This window comes from Novosphingobium sp. PP1Y, assembly GCF_000253255.1.
Lineage (GTDB): Bacteria > Pseudomonadota > Alphaproteobacteria > Sphingomonadales > Sphingomonadaceae > Novosphingobium.
In genome coordinates, this window is the sequence record NC_015583.1 from 629990 (window position 1) to 646827 (window position 16838).

14 protein-coding genes and 1 pseudogene are annotated in these 16838 nt (G+C 62.4%); 10 read left to right on the forward strand and 5 right to left on the reverse strand.

The features are described 5' to 3' along the window. Window positions 1–33 precede the first annotated feature (33 nt). Window positions 34–234: pseudogene (locus PP1Y_RS26295) on the forward strand (GntR family transcriptional regulator); the annotation flags it as partial. Window positions 235–357: 123 nt separating this feature from the next. Beyond that, window positions 358–1452, forward strand: coding sequence for a PLP-dependent aminotransferase family protein (locus PP1Y_RS03805; RefSeq protein ID WP_232512365.1), 1095 nt, complete (start codon window positions 358–360; stop codon window positions 1450–1452). 108 nt (window positions 1453–1560) lie between these two features. Here the strand turns inward: PP1Y_RS03805 and PP1Y_RS03810 are convergent, their stop codons facing one another. From PP1Y_RS03810 to PP1Y_RS25950, 4 genes are all read right to left on the reverse strand, one after another. Continuing rightward, window positions 1561–2085: a MarR family winged helix-turn-helix transcriptional regulator gene (locus tag PP1Y_RS03810; protein WP_013836768.1), complete on the reverse strand. Its 525-nt coding sequence runs from the start codon at window positions 2083–2085 to the stop codon at window positions 1561–1563. A 418-nt stretch (window positions 2086–2503) separates the two neighbouring features. Continuing rightward, on the reverse strand, window positions 2504–4486 hold the full coding sequence (locus PP1Y_RS03815; RefSeq protein ID WP_013836769.1) for an acyltransferase family protein: 1983 nt from the start codon (window positions 4484–4486) through the stop codon (window positions 2504–2506). A gap of 404 nt (window positions 4487–4890) precedes the next feature. Further along, window positions 4891–5199 (reverse strand): hypothetical protein, encoded by a 309-nt coding sequence (locus PP1Y_RS03820; RefSeq protein ID WP_013836770.1) that lies wholly within the window; start codon window positions 5197–5199, stop codon window positions 4891–4893. Window positions 5200–5229: 30 nt separating this feature from the next. Then, window positions 5230–5367, reverse strand: a complete 138-nt coding sequence (locus PP1Y_RS25950) for a hypothetical protein (RefSeq protein ID WP_158511829.1) — start codon at window positions 5365–5367, stop codon at window positions 5230–5232. A 235-nt stretch (window positions 5368–5602) separates the two neighbouring features. Here PP1Y_RS25950 and PP1Y_RS03825 point away from each other — a divergent pair, with 235 nt between their 5' ends. The 4 genes from PP1Y_RS03825 (at window position 5603) to PP1Y_RS03840 (ending at window position 11968) form a co-directional block, all read left to right on the forward strand. Then, window positions 5603–7216, forward strand: coding sequence for a GMC family oxidoreductase (locus PP1Y_RS03825; protein WP_013836771.1), 1614 nt, complete (start codon window positions 5603–5605; stop codon window positions 7214–7216). 166 nt (window positions 7217–7382) lie between these two features. Then, on the forward strand, window positions 7383–8870 hold the full coding sequence (locus PP1Y_RS03830; RefSeq protein WP_013836772.1) for a carotenoid oxygenase family protein: 1488 nt from the start codon (window positions 7383–7385) through the stop codon (window positions 8868–8870). Window positions 8871–8944: 74 nt separating this feature from the next. Continuing rightward, entirely contained in the window at window positions 8945–10414 is a 1470-nt protein-coding gene (locus tag PP1Y_RS03835; protein ID WP_013836773.1) for an aldehyde dehydrogenase, read from the forward strand. Window positions 10415–10522: 108 nt separating this feature from the next. Next, a complete protein-coding gene (locus PP1Y_RS03840; protein WP_041558344.1) occupies window positions 10523–11968 on the forward strand; it encodes a sulfatase in 1446 nt (481 codons plus the stop codon). A 175-nt stretch (window positions 11969–12143) separates the two neighbouring features. On the opposite strand, the gene PP1Y_RS03845 is transcribed toward PP1Y_RS03840, so the two are convergent. Continuing rightward, complete coding sequence (locus PP1Y_RS03845; RefSeq protein WP_232512235.1) at window positions 12144–12620, reverse strand: MarR family winged helix-turn-helix transcriptional regulator; 477 nt, start codon at window positions 12618–12620, stop codon at window positions 12144–12146. 316 nt (window positions 12621–12936) lie between these two features. Between PP1Y_RS03845 and PP1Y_RS03850 the strand changes: the two genes are divergently transcribed. From PP1Y_RS03850 to PP1Y_RS03865, 4 genes are all read left to right on the forward strand, one after another. Further along, the gene (locus tag PP1Y_RS03850; RefSeq protein ID WP_041558346.1) at window positions 12937–13821 is read left to right on the forward strand and encodes a bifunctional 5,10-methylenetetrahydrofolate dehydrogenase/5,10-methenyltetrahydrofolate cyclohydrolase; all 885 of its coding nucleotides are present in this window, start codon (window positions 12937–12939) and stop codon (window positions 13819–13821) included. Window positions 13822–13851: 30 nt separating this feature from the next. After that, a complete protein-coding gene (locus tag PP1Y_RS03855) occupies window positions 13852–14241 on the forward strand; it encodes a dihydroneopterin aldolase (protein WP_013836777.1) in 390 nt (129 codons plus the stop codon). Beyond that, complete coding sequence (locus tag PP1Y_RS03860) at window positions 14232–15488, forward strand: chorismate-binding protein (RefSeq protein ID WP_232512237.1); 1257 nt, start codon at window positions 14232–14234, stop codon at window positions 15486–15488. The genes PP1Y_RS03855 and PP1Y_RS03860 overlap by 10 nt, the downstream gene beginning before the upstream one ends. 328 nt (window positions 15489–15816) lie before the next feature. Continuing rightward, window positions 15817–16752, forward strand: coding sequence for a LysR family transcriptional regulator (locus PP1Y_RS03865; protein ID WP_013836779.1), 936 nt, complete (start codon window positions 15817–15819; stop codon window positions 16750–16752). The last annotated feature ends 86 nt before the right edge of the window (window positions 16753–16838 follow it).

The following is a 16838-nucleotide window of genomic DNA, read 5'->3' on the forward strand; positions in this document are numbered from 1 at the left end:
GCGACTCGTATTAACCGATTATATGGGTTTTGTATGCATACAATATCAGCGCAAAAGGCGTCGCAAAAGTGGTTGCCCGCAATCTCAGGCGATGTTGGCCCTCTTTATCTGGCCATCAGTGCAGCCCTTGCCCGCGACATAGAGACAGGGCGGCTCGCACCGGGAGATCGCCTCCCTCCCCAGCGCGAGCTTGCCGACGCCTTGAACGTGGATCTGGGCACGATAACGCGTGCTTATTCCGAAGCACGGCGCCAAGGCTTCATTGCGGCAGAAGGACGCCGGGGAAGCTTTGTCCTGGCAAGACAAGCTGGATCAGGTTCTGCGCCGCAAGCACGGGACGAGGCATTCGATACCGGGATGAATTTGCCTCCTATTCCGGCGAATAGCACCTTCGCTGACCGTTACACGGTTGCGATCGAGGAGGTCCTGCGAGGTCCAAGCGCCGCCAACCGCATGCAGTACCAGCCTGCAGGCGGGGCGCCACCCGATCGCCAGGCTGGTGCAGCCTGGCTCGCACAGCGCGCAATCCCGGCAACCGAGGACAATGTCCTGGTCACGAGTGGCGCACAATCGGCGCTCCACGCCATTGCCAATTCACTTTTCTCTCCGGGCGATGCCGTGTGCACTGCTTCGTATGTCTACCCGGGCTGGTTGTCTGTCTGTATGCGGCGCGACATCCGCATCGTTCCGCTCATAGCCGATGCAGATGGCATTGATCCTGATTCCTTTGCGCGCGCCTGCGCCGAAGATACGATCCGCGCGATCTATCTTGTCCCCACGAACGAAAATCCGACCACGGCGACGCTTCCACTGGAGCGACGCAAGGCAATCGCCGCTATCGCTCAGCGGCACGGCGTCGCAATCATCGAGGACGACCCCTACAGCTGTCTTGCATCTGCGGAGATTTCCCCAGTCGCAAGCCTTGCGCCGGAACGGACCTGGCACGTCGCCAGTCTGTCAAAGATGATTTCGCCGGCCCTGCGCATAGCTTACTTGCGCGCGCCACATGTCCGTGATGTTCTGCGTCTTTCCACCGACCTGCATGAAACCACTATCATGGCCCCGCCATTGAACCTGGCGGTCAGCACGCGCTGGTTGCTCGACGGGACCTGGGCCGAACTGGTCGGCGAAGTGCGCAGCGAATGCGCGGCGCGGCAGAAACTTGTCGCGGGGATATTGGGGGCAGGTAGCTACCGGGCCGCTCCTGAAGGGTACCATCTTTGGGTTCCCCTTGCCTCCGATGCGAATGCCTTCGACCTAGTGGCTGCGATGCAGCCGCTCGGCGTGTCGGTCGTGTCGAGCCGGAGCTTTTGCGCCGGGAGCGAAGGCGGCAATCGTTCGATCAGGCTGTCAATCGGAGGCAGTCTGGACCGTGAAAGACTCCAGCGCGCCCTCGAATTGCTGGATGCCATGCTCAACCACCGTGACGGCTGGGTCATGCCGATGGTCTAGACCGCAGGCATGTGCTGGCAGGGCAGGAAGTCCAACCAGCATGGCTCGCCTTCCCAGGAGCCAGGCAGAATGGCCGCATCGCGCCGGTCCAGACAGGGGCGAGGGCGCCTATTCGGGGTCGTTCTGCGGGCGGGTGCGTTCGAGGAACAATGAATTGCCTTCCTCATCGGTCGCCTCCAGCGTGTCGATCAGGATCCTGAGGATGTGATCGAACATAGCGACTTCATGCGGCAGCAGTTTGGACATGAGATAGTCCGCCACCTGTCCGGTCTGCGGTTCCATTATCCGGAACAGCCTTTCCCCCTCTTCGGTCAGGTTCAGGCGCTTGCGTCGCTTGTTCTGCGGATCGCGCTCCACGCGGACGCGGTCGTTGCGCTCCAGCGCGAAGACGGCGCGGGAAACGCTCATTGCGCTTACCCCGGTCATGTCCACCAGTTCGTGGCTGGCGCAGCCGGGATAGCGACCGATCAGCATGAGCAGCCGAAACTCATTGATGCTGATCTTGTACTGCCGTTCGAGATGCGTCGAGAATGGCGCGAGGAGCTTGTTCGAGAGCTTGAGCAGACGGTGCAAGGTATCCGCATGGGATCCCGTCCCGTCATCCGGGCTCCTGTCGGAAATGTCTTGCGTCATGGCCGCTCCGCTGCGTGATTGCTCGCCGAATGCCAGCCTAGCGCATAGCTTGCCGGTCGTGTCAAGACGATCACGACCGTTAGAGATCGCTACGACCCGGCCTGAAGGCGCCGGATCAAGCCAGCACCCGGCACACCAGGCATATCGCGGAGTCGGTTCCGGCTCGGTCAGTAACGTTTCGGTCGACGACCCGGGCTGTATCTCGGTCATTCCCGCCAGCTCCGGTCCTGCATGACAATGGCTATGACGCGGCATGGGCCGGCAAGACCCACAATGCGCCCGACTGGTGCGAAAATGACCCAGCCGCTGCCCGGCGTGCTCGTGTGTGCCAAGCGCCCGGGCACCCACTTACGCAACTGTAAACGGGTGGATAAGTCAGGCGCCAACGGCAGCCTGAACGGGGCGCCTTTTCTGCCGACTATTGCAGCGCTTGCGTAAGCTGCGGGTCTATCTGCTCAGCTATGAATTGAGACCCCTCGTTGCTGAGGTGGTCATCGTCGCGAAACAGGATTGAATCACCGATTGCCGTCAAGCACTGCTGGTGCCTCGCGCACAATGTTGCGCGCGGCAGGACGACTGTAAGCCGCTGCGCCTTGATGCGGGCAAGGATCGAGTCCGCCAATGGCCCCCAGTGCCCGTCTTCGGCACTGGCCTTGCGGCAGCGGCTTGCATCGCTTCCGAGCTTGACTGCCCGAGCGAAGCAGTTGGCAGGCCAGAAGCCGAATTCGGGTGTGGAGCCGATCAGAATGATCTCCGGCCCATCGCCAAGGGTTTTACGGATCTGCGTCACGAGTGCAGTCAACTCCGTGCGCAGGGCATCGCTCGCAACGCGATCGCTTCGCACCATGCTGCCGTCAGGCAGGGTCGTGCGGGCAAGGCTCTGCACCGTCGTCGACCAGCGTGCGCTGAGGATCACGGCGCGCAAATCGGGTTGGCGCGCAGCCTCACGCAAGGTTTCGCGATGAAGTTCGGCGCAGGTGGGGAGCAAGGGGTCCACCTCATTGGAGAGCATGACCAGCGGGGAGCAGCCAGAGACGGTCGACTGGCGCACGCGAAAGCCCTTTTGCTCCGCCAGTCTGGCGAGGCCGGGCATGAGGTGGTCACTGTGGGAATCTCCCCAGAGTAGGACCTGATAGCCACTCGCTTCCGGTCCGCGGCCCGCAGTGCAGTCGTTCGCGGCGGACAGGACTGCATTGTGCCCATCGCTGTGACATCGTGACCGGTAGGGATTGATACTGGCCGTTGCTTCCATGGCGGCCGTCACCGCCGGGGAAGCGAAAGCAGCCAGCCCGTTGGTGCGCCAGGCGCCAAGACCGGCGGCGGCGAAGAGTGAAAGGATGAGGGCGCTGGCGGCAAGGGCAAGGCGGCGGCCCGGCAGCAGCGTGCCGCGACCTCGGAACGGTCTTTCCACGAAGCGCAGCGAAATGGCTGCGAGCGCGAAGGCGGCCATCACTGCAAGGCCTGCCTCCGGTACCTGGAGAGGCCGGTTCAAGGCAATGTGCGACAGGACCAGAACCGGCCAGTGCCACAAGTAGAAACTGTAGGATATCAGTCCGATATATACCGCGGCAGGTCGTGACAGGGCCCTGCCTGCCGTGGTTTCGGTGCCCTGTCCAGCATGGATGAGCAGTAATGTGCCCAGGCATGGGAGAACAGCCGAAAGCCCTGGGAAGCGCGTTTCCTCGTTGTAGAGCAGCATTGGCAGACTGATGAGCGTAAGGCCGGTCCAGCCCGCCATCTCGCGCTGCCAGCGACGGCGGAGCGCGGGTACCGCGCCAACCGCGAGAAGGGCGCCGAAGCCCAGTTCCCACGCGCGGTACGGGATCAGGTAGAAGGCCTGCGAGGGCCAGTGTCGCACGACGAATTCGGCCGCTCCCAGCGACACGAGGATGGCAAACCAGATGAAGTGGCGCAGCAGGCGCCGGTGGCCCAGCATGATGAGCCCGGCCGCGATGAGGGGCCAGGCGATGTAGAACTGCTCTTCAACCGCCAGAGACCAGGTATGCAAAAGCGGCTTGTCGCCTGCCGGGCCGTCGAAATAGCCGCCCTCATGCCAGAACAGTACATTGGAGCCGAACAGTGCAACGGCGACGAGACTTTGGCCGTACTGCTCCAGTTCGCCCGGCGGCAGAATCAGGGTGGACGCCAGGGTGGTCAGCGCCAGCATGAAGGCGAGCGCGGGCAGGATGCGGCGGAAGCGGCGTTCGTAGAAGCCACCGATGGAGAACGTTCCGGCCTGCGCTTCAGAGGCGATGATCGACGTGATCAGGAACCCGGAGATCACGAAAAAGACATCGACGCCAACGTAGCCGCCGGGAAGGAAGCCCGGAAAGGCGTGGTAGAGGACGACGCCGCCTACCGCTATCGCGCGAAGTCCGTCGATATCCTTGCGGTATTGCATGGTTACCGTCGCAGCGCGGTGCGGGTCGGCGCGAGGGGTTTCGATTCGCGCGTGTGCATCCACAGCAATTCACGCATAATTGCCGCAGACCGCAATTCGCCCTGAAGGGCACGGATATAACTCGTTTGCCCGCTTGCCAGCACTCTGTTGGCAGTCCGGCGCCGACGATGTCTCCAGCACCCGGTCGGTTCATCCCACCCCGAGCGTTCAGCGCAGTTACGGGTCGGCCGCCGGAACACCCCTAGAGGTCCCGCCGGCAGTTCTCCCATTGTCTCGGCCCCGCTTTCGAGGAGCCGGCGAGGGACTTAGAAGCATTTGGTCACGTTCGAGGCCCATTCGCGCGGGCGACCTGGCTGTCCTGCAACAGACCCCTGTCCGGAGGTCTGGTCGAACACGGTCAGCAGTTAGTACTTGTCCATAAGGTTGGTGACCTGCAGCGAGACATCGAGCTCGCTGCCCGGGTTACGCCAGGTCAGGCGACCGTTCACCAGGGTGTGGGCCGGGACGTAGTTGGTGTTCTCGTTGCGCGCTGCGGCGTAGAGGCCCGATTGGCACGGCACATCGACACGCGGGGGGGGGGGGCGGCTGGATGCGATGCCGCCGTCAGCCGGATTGTTGGCCGAACCCACTGGATTGACGCAGCCGCAATCGAGCACCTCGACATAGCCGATCTGATCCCGGCAAAGTAAAGAAAAGGGGCGCCGCGCGGTCACCCTTCTTCATGTCCGGCATTGCCTTCGGGTTCAGTCGTCGAGGCGCTTCATATTCGGGTCTTCGCTAAGCAGCATCGCTTCGTGATCGACGGCGATCATGGGCGGGGTTTTGCCCCTGGTAACTTGCGCATCGGGCTTAAGCGGGGCTCGGGAGGCCGTATCAGTCATCACAAATCTCTCCGTGGGAATGGCTCACCCGGCGCGGATACTATTGGCTCATTAAGTTTGCTATAGATACAATAACAAAAACTCCATATTGTGCGAGCCAGATCCGGCGCTCTCGGCCCGCGTTCCGCCGCGCTTTTGGCTAATATTTCGCAGCTATACCTTGCGCAGCGATCCGACTTCGGGCAGACATAACGATAACGTGCGATACAATATTGCGGGAGGGTGAGGCTCGATCATGAATGCCGGAATTCCGGATATCATCGTGGTGGGTGGCGGTTCGGCGGGGTCGGCCATGGCCGGTCGGCTTTGCGAGGCGGGACTGCGGGTCGCAGTGATCGAGGCGGGATGCTCCGATCGCCATGTGCGCTCGCGTATTCCCGCGTTGACGAGCTCCCTGGTCCAGAACCCGCAATACGATTGGTGTTACGGCGCCGAGCCCGATCCCTCGCTGGGTGGCCGCGCAGATATCTGGCCGGCTGGCCGGATGCTGGGCGGCGGCAGTGCGCTCAACGGCATGATGTTCATTCGCGGTCATCGCTGGGACTATGACAATTGGGCCCGGCTCGGCGCGCTGGGTTGGGATTACGATTCGGTCCTTCCGTATTTCCGCCGCATCGAAGACAACGAACGCGGTGCCGATGAATGGCGCGGAACTGGTGGGCCGATCTCCGTCTCGGAAGGCCGCGCGACCTACCCCATCGTCAAGGACTGGATCAAAGCCGCCGCCAATGCCGGGATAGAGCGCAGCGAAGACCTGAACGGTGAGCGGACGGAAGGCGTCGATTACGTCCAGGTTTCGCAGCGGCGCGGCACGCGGTGTTCGTCTGCGCGCGGCTATCTGGAGAATCTGCCGGCCGGACAGGCGCCGCACATGGTTCTCGATGCCCAGGTGCTTCGGATATGCTTTGAAAACGGCCGCGCGGCTGCGGTCATCTATCGTCAGGCCGGGCAGGAACGCGAACTTCGTGCCCGGTACGGGGTCGTCGTGGCCGCCGGTGCCATCGGCACGCCGCGGCTGCTGATGCATTCGGGGCTCGGCCCGGCAGAGCATCTCGGGGCCACGGGCATCGCCGTCAATCGCGATTTGCCGGGGGTTGGCGCTAATCTGCAGGAGCATGTCGGTACCCACATCGTCAGCGATGTCGCGGGTCACACACTCAACAACGATGCCCGCGGCCTGCGCGGTGCATGGCAGGTTCTGCGCTTCGCCGCCGGGCGCAAGGGGGCATTGACCACGGCGATCGGCCACGCCCAGGCTTTCGTGAAAAGCCGGGAGGACTTGCCCGCGCCCAACCTACAGCTCGCCTTTTCGGCCTTTGCTTTCGATTTCGACGACAAGGGCAGGCTTGCCCTTCGGCGCAATGCTTCCGTTTCGACCTTGATCGGTCTGATGCGGCCCTGCCATCGCGGGCGGGTTTCGCTTCGCTCCGCCGATCCGATGGACCATCCCGTGATCGCACATCGCCTGCTTGGCAGTGATGACGATATCGAGCAGCTTGTGGAAGGCATCGGCATCGCCCGTTCCATCCTCGCAAGCGAGCCGATGGCCAGCAGCGTGCGCTGTGAGATCCGGCCGGGCGAGACGCTGCGCGATGCCGTGGCCTTGCGCGAATACGTCAAGCTCGCCTCGGTGCCGCTGTATCACCCCTGTGGAACCGCCCGGATCGGCCGAAAGGACGATCCGTGTGCCGTCGTCGATCCGGACCTGAAAGTGATCGGGGTCGAGGGGCTGTGGGTCGCAGATGCCTCGGTCATGCCAGCGGTACCGGCCGGTAATACGAATGCGACGGCTATCATGATCGGCGACAAGGGGGCTGATCATGTGCTGTCGTGCCTCACACGGGCGTGAGTGCCGCGCTTCCAGGTGGTGGCTCGGGGCCCCTGCAGGGGCTTCGGGGCAATCTTCCATGAGGGTCCGCAAGTGCGGAACCAAATAATAGTATGCCAGTCATACATTTTTTCTTGAAACTGCACTGGTGACGCGTAACGTGTTCACCGGAGAAGGAGCCCAGGCCATGCCACGCAGCTATCCGCCGACGATCCATTTCACGGGCCTCAATACCCCGATCGGGGTCGAATGGTCCGCCCGTAATCTGGACGTGATCGGCGAAATTCCGGCAGAGATCGAAGGCGCGTTTTTTCGCGCGGTTCCCGATCCCGCGCATCCGCCCAGGTATGACGACGATATCGCCCTGTCCGCAGACGGTATGGTGGCGAAGTTCACGATCAGCGGCGGCGAGGTCGACTACGCGATCCGCTACGTCGAAACAGAACGCTACATGCTCGAGCGCGAAGCGCGCCACGCTCTCTTCGGGCGGTACCGTAATCCCTTTACCGATGACCCCGCAGTTGCCGGCAAGGACCGCACCGTCGCCAATACGACGCCGGTTTGGCATGCCGGGCGACTGTTCATGACAAAGGAAGATGGCCTCGGCTACGAAGTCGATCCCGATACCTTGGAGACGATAGGCCGCTGGGATTATTTCGGCGCCCTTCGCTCTCGCACATTCACCGCACATCCGCGCATCGACCCCGAAACAGGTGAGATGTTCTTCTTCGGGTATGAGGCCGATGGCCTGTGTTCGACGAAGATCGCCTACGCCATTGCCGATGCGCAAGGCAATCTCGTCTCGGAGCAGTGGTTCGATCAGCCCTATTGCTCGACGATTCACGACTTTGCGATTACCCAGAACTACGCGATCTTCCCGATCTTTCCGACGACTGCCGACCTCGATCGACTCAAGCAGGGCGGGGCCCATTGGGCCCACCAGCAGGAACTCGAAAGCTGGGTCGGGATCATGCCGCGCTACGGCAAGGTAGAGGAAATGCGCTGGTTCAAGGGTGGGCCGGGCATCTCTGCATTTCACCTAGTCAATGCCTTCGAGGACGGGGGGCGGCTCCACCTCGACTTGTGCCTTTCCGATACCAATGCCTTCGGCTTCATGCGTGAGGCAGGAGGGGTCATGCGCGACCAGCGCGAGATCGGCGGCGGCCTCACGCGCTGGACCTTCGATCTTTCGAAGGATGCAGACAGCTACGAGGAACGCGTTGTCGGACCCCCGGGAGACATGCCCCGATTGCGCGATGCCGATCAGGGGCGCCCCTACCGGGCGGCCTGGTACCTCTCGATGAATCCGCAAGGCGGTCCCCCGCTGCCTGGCGGGCCGGTCGGGGTTGCGTTCAACGCGCTGATCCGGATCGAACCCGGCAATGGCCGGATCGAGATGATGGGGCTTGAACCGGGAATGGCGATCAACGAGCCGGTCCATGTCGAATCGACAAGGCCCGATCACGAAGGCTGGCTGCTCATGGTTGTCGACCGGCGGGTGGATGAGAACCGCTTCGAATCCGAGCTCTGGGTCGTCGACGCCGCCAACCTCAATGCCGGGCCGGTCGCACGGGTTCCGATGCCGCTGCCCATGCGGGCGCAGGTCCACGGCACCTGGGTTCCCGCCGCGAAGCTTGAGCAGGCGCGCAGCCGTCAGCAGGACAAGGCTGCCTGATTTCGGGTGGCGCGAACTGGCAACGTCCGGCCAGCCTGGGCGATGCTGCATATGAACAGGAAAAGGACGAAGTGATGGTCCCTGAAAACATTCGGATCGCACACCCCGACAAACTCTACATTGGCGGCGAATGGGTCGAATCTAGCGGTGATCGTGTGCTCGAACTGGTCTCACCCGACAGCGAGGCGGTGATCGCGCGCGTGGTCGAGGGGACCGAACAGGACATGGATCGCGCGGTGGAGGCTGCGCGCAAGGCCTTCGATCAGGGTCCGTGGTCCTCGATGCCGCCTGCAGAACGTTCCGCTCTCGTGCGCAGGATGGGAGCCGAGCTGGAAAAGCGCGAACCCGAACTGGCTTCGGCCTGGACCGCGCAGGTGGGGGGGCTTGCCAGCTTCGCTCCCATCATGACCGGCGGCGCGACCGCCACTTTCATGGCTATCGCCGGCTACGGCGATGAGTACCAGTTTGTCGAGAAGCGCCAGGGCCAGCAAGTCGACACGGCCGTTATCGTGCGCGAACCGGCCGGCGTTTGCGCCGCCATTGCGCCCTGGAACGCGCCTTACGGCATTCTCTCCTCGAAAGTCGCCTATGCGCTGGTGGCCGGTTGTACGGTGATCATGAAACCGTCTCCGGAAACGCCGCTCGAAGCTTACATCATGGCCGAGGCCGCCGAAGCAGCGGGCTTTCCGCCGGGAGTCGTCAACCTCGTCGCTGCCGGTCGCGAGGCGTCCGATCACCTGGTGCGCAATCCGGGGGTCGACAAGGTGACCTTTACCGGCTCGACGCTGGCGGGCAAGCGGATCGGCGAAGTCTGCGCGGGCCGCGTGGCGCGCTGCACGCTGGAACTGGGCGGCAAATCCGCGGCGATCATCCGCGACGACTTCCCGATCGAGGCCGCCGCCGCGCTGCTGGGCAACACGATCACGATCATGAGCGGGCAGGTCTGCGCGATGTTGAGCCGCGCCATCGTCCCGCGCCGCCGTCACGATGAGCTGGCGGACGCGATCGCCAAGGTCATGCGCGAGATCCGCATCGGCCACAGCGAGGATCCGGAGACCCAGCTTGGCCCGCTGGCAATGAAGCGCCAGCTCGACCGCGTCGAGCATTACATCGAACTGGGTCGCGATACGGCCGACCTGGTGACGGGAGGTACCCGTCCCGTGTCGATGAACAAGGGCTTCTTCATGGAGCCGACCCTCTTCGCCAACGTCGACAACCGCAGCCGCATCGCCCAAGAGGAAATCTTCGGGCCGGTCTTGTGCCTGATCCCGGCAGACGACGAGGAAGACGCGATCCGGATTGCCAACGAAAGCGATTACGGCCTCAACGGTTCGGTGCTGACTCACGACGTGGATGCGGCGTACCGCATCGCCCGGCGCATGCGCAGCGGGGCTTTCGGCCAGAATGGCATGAAGATGGAGTTCGGCCTGCCATTCGGCGGTTTCAAGCAGTCCGGTATCGGCCGCGAAGGTGGGCCGGAAGGTTTGAACGCCTTCGTCGAAACCAAGACCATCTTGCTCGACGGAGCGCCCTCCAGCCTCTGACACCATTTGTCAGTGAAGATCGCCATCCGCAGCTCCGGGCCGGAGCTGCGGAACGGTCCAGTCGCGCGCTGCTGAAGGGACGCGCTGCTACAAGGGAAGAGTGACCATATGAACGCTCGCCAGATTTCGCGCCGGAGGCTCCTCACCGGTAGCGCCGCTGCGGCCGGGATGTCCGCCCTCGCCGGCACGGCTTTTGCCCGCAATGCCGAGCGGAGCCGTGGCAAGCTTCCGAACATCCTGTTCATTCTTGCCGACGACATGGGCTATGCCGATCTCGGTTGCTATGGGCGGACCGATTACGCCACGCCGGCGATCGATCGGATCGCGAGAGAGGGCATGTTGTTTCGACAGGCCTATGCCAATTCGGCGGTCTGTTCGGCATCGCGCACGGCGCTGATTACCGGCCGGTACCAGAACCGCCTGCCGGTGGGACTGGAAGAGCCGCTGGGCCGGCGCGTTCGGGGGCTGCCGCCATCTCATCCGACGATGCCCTCGCTACTGCGCAGCCAGGGCTATGAAACGACGCTGATCGGCAAGTGGCACCTTGGCCAGCTCCCCAAATACGGTCCGCTCCAAAGTGGATACGATCACTTCTGGGGCCTGCGCGGCGGCGGGATCGATTACTTCTCTCACGACTTCAACGGCGTGCCGGACTTGTGGGAGGACGACCGCGAGATCGAGCAGCCAGGCTACATGACAGACCTGCTGGCCGAGCGGGCGATGACGGCTATCGACGATTATGCTGCCCGGCAGCAGCCGTTCTTCATGAGCCTGCACTTCACCGCGCCGCACTGGCCCTGGGAAGGTCCCGACGACCAGACGGAATCGCAGCGTCTTGCGGCCAGCGACAAGCCATTTTCGATGTTCGACACCGATGGCGGGTCGCGCAAGACCTATGCCGAGATGGTCACCCGCATGGACATGGAGATCGGGCGCATTCTCGAGAGACTGGATCGGTTGGGCCTGGCGGAAGACACGATTATCGTCTTCACCAGCGACAATGGCGGCGAACGCTACTCCAAGACCTGGCCCTACAACGGCCTGAAGACCGAACTGCTCGAAGGTGGCCTGCGCGTTCCGGCAGTTATGCGCTGGCCGCGCCGCATTGCCGCAGGGCAGGAGAGTGAACAGGTCATCATGTCGATGGACTGGATGCCGACCTTCCTTTCACTCATCCAGGCATCTCCCGACCCGCGCTATCCCATGGACGGCATGGACCTGAGCGCGACGCTGCTCGATGGTGCGGCGCCGGTGCCGCGCACCTTGTGCTGGCGATACCTTAACCTCTCGCAGGAAGCCTGTCGCTCCGGGGACTGGAAATACCTCAAGATCCTCGACCGGACCTTCCTGTTCAACCTTGTCGACGACCCGCAGGAGCGGGCGAACCTCAAGGACAGGTATCCGCAGATCTACGCGAAGCTGGTGGACGACTACCGCAAATGGGACGCGGCGATGCTGCCACTCGATTTCGAGGCGTCGACCAGCGGGTTCAGCGGTGAAGACCTTGCCGACCACTTTGGCGTTTCCGAGCGCCGGATGGTCGAAACGAAGTGAGGAGAGCGCAGGCCGCCGGCATGTCCGGCGGCCTGTTGCCTCACCGTCCGATGAAGGCTTCCCGCAATGCGCGAAGTTATGGGTCGTGCCGGGCAGAGGGACGCGAAAGCAGGCTGATCTTCGCGGGGGAAACCGGCATGAAGCGTTTGTTGGAAGATCTGGCCTCCGAAGCCTCTCACTCCGACTGATCGGTCGACTGGTTCCGACCTTTCGCGAGGCCGTTGCGGATGCGTTGGATATAGTGACGGAAGGTTTCCTGCTCCGCATCGCTCAGCGGCGAGAGCACGTCGCGGTCCGCTTCTTCAAGGGCAGCGGTCATCCTGCGCAAGGTGGTGTCCCCCAATCGGGTCAGGTACAGGGCGTTCGCTCGGGAGTCGGCCGCTGCCGCGCGCGTCACGAACCCGCGTGCCTCGAGGATATTGACCAGCTTCATCGCACTGGCCCGGTTGATCGACAGCGCTTCGCCGAGAGCGGTCTGCGTGCAGCCCGCGTTCCTGCTGATTACGATCATTGCCGTAACGCGTGCCGGCGATATGTCGAACTCGGCCAGCGCTTCACGTGCCCGGCCGTCGACGTCGAACTGGAGCATCTTGAGCTGGTAACCAAACGAATTGTCGAGGTCCATATCGTCCGGCCGGTTATTGTCTTCCACTTGCAACGAGTCTCTAGCCCCACCCTGCGACGCTTGGCGTCGATTGCGGCGAACGATGGCCATTCCCCGTCGCGGCGTCAAGACAAGCGGATTGAGGCCCCGTGATCTCGAAATGAAGCCATCGCTGATAAATATTGAGATCTCTATTTCATAGACGTGAAAATTCGTATATTGGAAAAACTGAGTTGTCCCGAGGCGCTGTGCCTCGGCTTCGCGATTGGCGAGAGGAAGCAATGAAGATCTGTCGGGCTGGCGTTTCGCGCGCTTGCAATCTCCTTCGAATGATCCGTCGCCTGACCATTCCGGCGGGGGGTCAGTGAGCGCTCTTATCGACGGAAAGGTGCTGGCCCAGCGCGTTTCGGAACAGACTGCGGAGACGGTCCGAACCTTGGCGGGCAGGCTTGGCCAGGCGCCGGGACTGGCCGTGGTGCTGGTCGGTAACGATCCGGCGAGCGAGGTCTATGTCGGCCGCAAGATTCGTGAATGCCGCAAGGTGGGCATGCGCTCAATCGAGCACCGGCTGGCAGCTTCCACCGGTGAAGCTGAACTGCTCGCCCTGATCGCGGACCTCAATGCCGATCCCGGCATCCACGGGATCCTCGTGCAGTTGCCGTTGCCTGCGCATATCGATGCCGGTCTCGTCCTGGACGCGATTTCGCCGGCCAAGGATGTTGACGGATTCCATCCGGTTAATGTCGGGCGTCTTTCGACCGGTACCGGGGGTCTCGTTCCCTGCACGCCGCTTGGCATCATGATGCTGCTCGATACCGTGATCAGGGATTATCGCGGGCTCGACGCGGTGGTGATCGGCAAGTCCAATATTGTCGGCAAGCCGGTAGCCATGCTGCTGCTGGAGCGAGAGGCGACCGTTACCGTCACGCACATCGAAACGCGGGGCCTGTCCGAGATCGTGCGCAAGGCGGACATCATCGTCGCGGCCGCCGGTGCGCCCGGCCTTGTCAGGGGCTTTTGGGTCAAGGAAGGGGCGGTGATCATCGATGTCGGTATTACCCGCGTGACCCAGGCGGATGGCACGACCGCGCTCAAGGGCGATGTCGCATTCGACGAAGTGCAGCACGCCCGGGCGGTCACGCCGGTTCCCGGCGGTGTCGGGCCGATGACGATTGCCTGCCTGTTGGCCAATACGGCGAAGGCGGCCGAATTGAGCCTCGACGAAGCGCGGCAAAGCCGCCCAGGCTGAGGGCCAAGGTTGCCGGAGAAAGGGGTGAAAATGAACCTGCCAGTGGATCTTGAAAGCATCGAGGAGATCGGAGCCCTCAAATGCGTTTCACAAGTGGCTGTCAACGACTTGCGCGTCGCTGCCGACATCGGCGTGCACTCGCATGAGATCGGCCGCAAGCAGACGCTGATCATTGGCGTGGTCGCCGATATCGTCACTCCGCGCGAAGACATCCTCACAGAGACTATCGACTACAACCGCATAGTCGAACATGCGCAGGATCTGGCCCGCGAGCGTATCTCGCTGATCGAGACGTTCGCGGCGAAATTGGCTGACCGATGTCTCGAAAGCGATCTCGTCTTACGGGTCGAGGTCTGCGTTCAGAAGCCGGCGGCCCTCCTCAACGGATTGGCCTCCACGCGGGTGGTGCGGTGGACCTGAGCGGGCGAAACTGTCCCGAAGGCTGGTTCATCGGCTCGGGAACCGCCGCAATACTTCAGCGCACTGTCCAGACCGAATACGCGTTAGGCCGTCCTTTTGTACTGCTCGACGATCAGGCCCGGGACATGGCGACGATCTTCACTGGCCTCGAGGAAGAAGTGCGCTGCGATCGGCTCGATCAGGTCGAAGGGGCGCTTTCGCGGATCGACGCATTGATTGCCCGGGGCAAGACGCTCTCTGGATTTCTCTCTTTCGCAGCAGCGCCTGCCTTTGATCGCTTCACAGTCCGCGCCGACAGTGTCGAACCTCGCGGCAGGCCGGCTCCTTTGCTCTGGTTCGGTGTGTTCGCCCGGCAGACTTCCGGCCCGTCGCCGCTGTGTGCATCCCTGAGCGATAGTCTTTGCGCATCTGAGACACTGCTGACATCCCTGGTCTCGCAGCGTGATTTCGAGACCGGGGTTCGCTCCGTTCTCGACAGTATTGAATCTGGCGAGATCTATCAGGCCAACCTGACATTTCCGACGCGAACGATATTGCGCGATCCGCTGGCATACTATCGCCGCGTTCGTTCGCGCGCAAAGGCGCCGCTGGGCGCCATGATCGCCACTAGCGAGCGTCACGTGCTGTCCTTCTCGCCCGAGCTGTTCTTCCGACTTGAAGGAAGTCGCCTGCAGGCCCGGCCCATGAAAGGCACGCGGCCGCGTCATCTCGATCCGACGCGGGATCGTCAATTGCATGACGAGCTGCTTGGCAGCGGGAAGGATCGTGCCGAGAACCTGATGATCCTCGACCTGCTGCGCAATGACATGTCGCGTGTAAGCGAGGCGGGCAGCGTGCGTTGTCCGGCGATTTTCGATATCGAGGGGTATCCATCGGTTTGGCAGATGACATCGACAGTGAGCAGCTGCGTAAGGGCCGGCGTCGGACCTGTCGACATCCTCAGGGCCCTCTTCCCTTGCGGTTCAATCGTCGGGGCCCCGAAGATCAGGGCCAGCGAAGTTATCGCGCGCGTCGAAACCTTTGCACGCGGTCTCTATACAGGGGTCATCGGTGTTCTCGGCAAGGACCGGACGATGTTCAACGTCGCGATCAGGACGATGGACGTGACACCCGCCGGCGAGGCTTATACAGGACGCCTGGATGTGGGTTGCGGCATTGTTGCCGATAGCGTGCCAGCCCTCGAATGGGAGGAGTGCCTCGCAAAGGCGCGTTTTGCAGGCGAGGTGGTCTCACCCGCATTGGCTTGACGGATGGCGTCGATGCCCCGATCGACGAGGCGCATGGCGACATTGCTTCGGCATCTCCTGTGCGACTCAGCGATTGCCCGCATAATCAAATTTTCCTTGAAAATCTTTCACCTGCGGCGCTGTTCGCGTGACGGTTTCTCCGGTGCATACGAAGCGGTGGCGTTTGGCGTAAGAGTGAAGAAATAGCACGGTCTTGCAAGCGTTTGGGTGATTGGGTTCGGATTCGAGAAGTTATGTTGCAGCTGCGAAGGTGCTGTGACATAGTCAAAGAAAACAAGATGATCGCAGGGGGCGTTCGACGACAGTTTTAGCTGCGGGGGCGCTAATAATGAGTAGTGAACTACAGATATTCGTGCGTGCAGTGCAGATGAAGAACATCTCTGCTGCGGCCAGAAGCCTGCATCTGACTCCGGCTGCGGCGAGCCATCGGATAATGCAGCTGGAAAACCGGATCGGGGCCCGGTTGCTGAACCGCACGACGCGGGCGCTGCATCCGACCGAGGAGGGGTTGGTCTTCTACGAGCATGCGCTTGATGTCCTCGAGGCGATCGAAAGGGCCGAGAGCAGTATCGCCACAGCTGGCGGAGAGCCGATCGGTGCCTTGCGTGTCACAGCGCCCATCGGCTTCGGTCGCCGTATTCTGGCACCTTTGATCGTCCAGTTTCATGAGCGCTATCCCAAGGTCAGGGTCAATTTGCGATTGTCCGACCGGCTTATCGATCTGCTGGACGAGGCCGTTGACGTCGCGATCCGCATGGCCAATCCCGTCGACAGCAGCTTCATCGCGCGCAACCTGGACGACTGCGAACGCGTCCTCTGCGCTTCGCCCGCCTATCTCGATCAGAAAGGCAGACCGCGCGAGCCGGGCGAGTTGATCGACCATAATTGCCTCGTTCTGCGTTTTCCCGGGAGCCCACAAGTGCGCTGGCGCCTGCAGGGACCCGATGGTCCCGTCGCGGTGCCAGCGACGGGAGATTTCGACGCCGACGAGGGCGACGTTCTTACCGAGTGGGCCCTGCATGGCGGCGGGATCGTCATGAAGCCCTTGTGGGAAGTGGCGGAATATATTCGCAGCGGTCGACTTCAGGTTGTGCTGGCCGATTACCCACCGGAACCGGTCAAGCTGATGCTGATGTACCCGCATCGTAATCTGATGCCCGCGAAGCTGCGCGTCTTCATCGATTTCATGGCGGAACAACGCTCGCTGCTTCCCTGCATGGAGCATTTCGACGATCAGGGGAAAGTGGTCCGGTTCGGAACCTGACGCCGGCAAAGTTTTTCTGAATGAGCGGATCTTGAATTGGTTGTGCCTGCAAGCCGCTGCGGTTCGCAGGCTTCTTCTGAGATGTT

Excerpts from the sequence above, each read along its gene's own strand:
- PP1Y_RS03805 (WP_232512365.1), top strand. The coding sequence starts at position 358 with ATGAATTTGCCTCCTATTCCGGCGAATAGCACCTTCGCTGACCGTTAC.
- PP1Y_RS03810 (WP_013836768.1), bottom strand. The coding sequence starts at position 2,085 with ATGACGCAAGACATTTCCGACAGGAGCCCGGATGACGGGACGGGATCC.
- PP1Y_RS03815 (WP_013836769.1), bottom strand. The coding sequence starts at position 4,486 with ATGCAATACCGCAAGGATATCGACGGACTTCGCGCGATAGCGGTAGGC.
- PP1Y_RS25950 (WP_158511829.1), bottom strand. The coding sequence starts at position 5,367 with ATGACTGATACGGCCTCCCGAGCCCCGCTTAAGCCCGATGCGCAAGTT.
- PP1Y_RS03825 (WP_013836771.1), top strand. The coding sequence starts at position 5,603 with ATGAATGCCGGAATTCCGGATATCATCGTGGTGGGTGGCGGTTCGGCG.
- PP1Y_RS03830 (WP_013836772.1), top strand. The coding sequence starts at position 7,383 with ATGCCACGCAGCTATCCGCCGACGATCCATTTCACGGGCCTCAATACC.
- PP1Y_RS03835 (WP_013836773.1), top strand. The coding sequence starts at position 8,945 with ATGGTCCCTGAAAACATTCGGATCGCACACCCCGACAAACTCTACATT.
- PP1Y_RS03840 (WP_041558344.1), top strand. The coding sequence starts at position 10,523 with ATGAACGCTCGCCAGATTTCGCGCCGGAGGCTCCTCACCGGTAGCGCC.
- PP1Y_RS03855 (WP_013836777.1), top strand. The coding sequence starts at position 13,852 with ATGAACCTGCCAGTGGATCTTGAAAGCATCGAGGAGATCGGAGCCCTC.
- PP1Y_RS03865 (WP_013836779.1), top strand. The coding sequence starts at position 15,817 with ATGAGTAGTGAACTACAGATATTCGTGCGTGCAGTGCAGATGAAGAAC.